The following is a 2,950-nucleotide window of genomic DNA, read 5'->3' as shown; positions in this document are numbered from 1 at the left end:
GCAAGTTAATATGAGTTTCATAGAGGCAATGAATTGGATTTACTTTTATAATATGCAGTTTATATTAAGTTTTGTAGTAATTTATGCAATATATATTCTTGTATATAATTTAATAGGTAAGGTTTTTCTAAGTATGGTTTTAACGAGCTGTACGTTAGTCATTTTATGTATTGTGAATTATTTGAAGCTTATTTTCAGAGGTGATCCGTTATATCCTTCTGATTTCACACAAATTACGCATATGCAATCTGTTATACCGATGGTGATGGACTATTTTAGTTGGAGTTATATTTTTGTCATTATCGTAAGTATCGTAGCTTGTATTGTAGCAGGGATATATATGAGAAGGTATATTCAAAATGTAAAGATTCATCTAGGAATAAGAGCCTTATTAGTAGTAGGATCTATTTTTGTTCTATATGCGTACGGTAATTTTGCGAATACATTTATGAATAAAGTATTTCAAAAATCAGGTGTAGATTTTGTTTTGTGGAATCAAAATGAGAACTACGCTTCAAATGGTTTTGTACTTGGGTTTATTAGCAATTTAGATACAACAGTTATGGAAAAACCAAAAAATTATTCTAAAGAAAATATGCTTCAAATAGCAAACGATATAAAAAAACAATATAGTGGAAATATAGGGAATCAAAAGAAAAAAGAGAAACCGAATATTATTTTTGTAATGAGTGAATCGTTTTGGGATCCGACGAAAGTAACCAACCTTTCTTTTAGTGAAGATCCTGTACCAAATTTGCATCATTATATAGAAAACTTTCCTGGGGGACAAACTATTTCTCCTACATTTGGGGGAAATACAGCGAACGTTGAATTTGAGGCATTAACAAGTTATTCAATGAGTTTGTTAAAGCCAGGTTCTATACCATATCAGCAGGTTATTACAAATAAGAAAGAAATTCCATCAATCCCTACGGCGTTGAAAAAAGAAGGGTATTACACAAGTGCAATTCATTCATTTGGTCGCACATTCTTTAAACGTGATGATGTATATAAGGTGTTAGGATTTGATAAATTTAATGCAGATGACACGATGGAAAATGTGGATATTGATGGAGATTATATTAGTGATTTAGCGATGAGTAAAGAGATAATTGCTGAGTTAGAGAAACAAAAACAACCTACATTTATTCATGCAGTTACTATGCAAAATCATTTTCCATTTACAGAGGACCGATTTGGTGAAAACCTAATAGAAATTAGCGGGCTAGAAAATGAAGAATCAAAGGGAGAATTAGAGACGTATACAGAAGGATTAAGACGTTCAGATGAGGCACTTCAATATTTAATAGAGCAACTAGATAATTTAGATAGACCTACATTATTAGTATTCTTTGGAGATCATCTTCCATCATTAGGAACAAATAAATCTTTTTATAAAGAAAACGGGTATATAACGAATGAAAAAACACCGAGTGAACGTTTAGCGATGGCGCAAACGCCGCTATTAATGTATGCAAACTTTGATATGCCAAATGATAATTTAGGTTTAGTAAGCCCAATTCATTTTTCTAATCTTATTTTTGATTATGCAGGATTAAATAAATCCTTATTTTATCAATTTTTATCGGAACTTTACAAGGAAATACCAGTGCTTAGAGATGAATTAAAAGTTGATAAAAATGGAGAAGTAATCAATGATTTAACAAAGAAACAAAAAGAAATGTTAGAGCAATATAAAATGCTCCAATATGATTTACTCGTTGGAAATCAATATAGTACAGATATCCTCTTTAAATAAAAGAAACAAAAAGAACTTGTATAACGATACAAGTTCTTTTTTCATAGTATTTAACGGGGTAACCAGACAAGCTGGGTTTAGGGAGTATTACTTGTACATTTAGTATATATGAAAATGTAATCGTTTTATTTGTGTATTTGTGAGAAATGTGTGAATTTTATGTTTTATAAAAAACGATTATGTTAACTTTCATTCTTATATTGCAGTTGTTATGTTTGTAAAAATTTTATCAGTTCTTTATTTAATTCATCCGCTTGATCGATTGGTGAACCATGACCACTATTTGTAAGAGCATGTAACTGAGAATTTTTAATTCGTTGTTGCGTAAGCTCAGCACTTTTGTAAGGAATTAGTTGGTCGTGAACGCCGTGGAAGATTTTTGTTGGGACGTTAATTTTATTTAAATCTTTCGTTACATCTTCATTTGCAGCTGCTTGTAAAATTTTGATAAGGGCATAAGAAGCGGACTGCATACCGAGATAAGAAAACCATTCAAGGGTTGCAGTCCCTAAGTTTCTATTGAAAAAGGATAAAGATACGTCATTTAAAAATTTTGGTAAATTAGCATACATTTGATTAATGAGAGCATCTGCTTGTTCTTTCGGTACACCGTAAGGGGACTCTTGATTTTTAACGAAAGAGGGGGAGACAGCGTCAATTAATGCGAGCTTAGAAATGCGGCGCCCATGATAGCGAGACATATAGCGAATAGAAAGAGCACCACCAACTGAGAAACCGACTAATGTAGCGTTCTCTACTTGGAGTGCTTCTAGAACAATTGCGATATCATCGGCTAATCGATCATACGTGTAACCAGTCCATGGCTTATCAGATTGCCCATTCCCTCGTATATCCATGGCGATACAACGAAAGCCATGCTCTGGTAAAACATTGAGTTGATATTGATACATTTGATGATTTAAAGGCCATCCGTGAACGAAGAAAACAGTCTTACTACCTGGACCAGGATTAACGTCTTGCACAAAAATATGCACATCTTTCTCGACAGTAACAAACATAAAACTCCCCCTGTTCTATCAATAGGCTCCATTCTAAAAGCTTTGTTTTACTTTTTAGGCCGTCTATATAAAACATCCTCCATAATATACGTATTAATGATCATAGATTTTATGCTCTGTATATAGTCTAAATATATTGCGTTTTTGGTACGATTTTCCTCAAATGTTCGAT

At 32.5% G+C, this 2,950-nt stretch carries 2 protein-coding genes; one reads left to right on the top strand and one right to left on the bottom strand.

The genetic code is table 11. From position 1 onward, the window contains the following. Positions 1-1,759, top strand: a 1,759-nt coding sequence (locus tag ACQGSG_RS27995; protein WP_426948583.1) for an LTA synthase family protein, incomplete at its 5' end; no start/stop codon positions are given. Between the two features lie 209 nt (positions 1,760-1,968). Here ACQGSG_RS27995 and ACQGSG_RS27990 read toward each other — a convergent pair. Next, positions 1,969-2,778, bottom strand: a complete 810-nt coding sequence (locus ACQGSG_RS27990; RefSeq protein ID WP_325842435.1) for an alpha/beta hydrolase — start codon at positions 2,776-2,778, stop codon at positions 1,969-1,971. Between the last annotated feature and the right edge of the window lie 172 nt (positions 2,779-2,950).

The organism is Bacillus sp. GMa5/1 (genome assembly GCF_050172015.1).
Classification (GTDB): domain Bacteria; phylum Bacillota; class Bacilli; order Bacillales; family Bacillaceae_G; genus Bacillus_A; species Bacillus_A cereus.
This window is presented reverse-complemented; position numbering and strand designations above follow the sequence as displayed.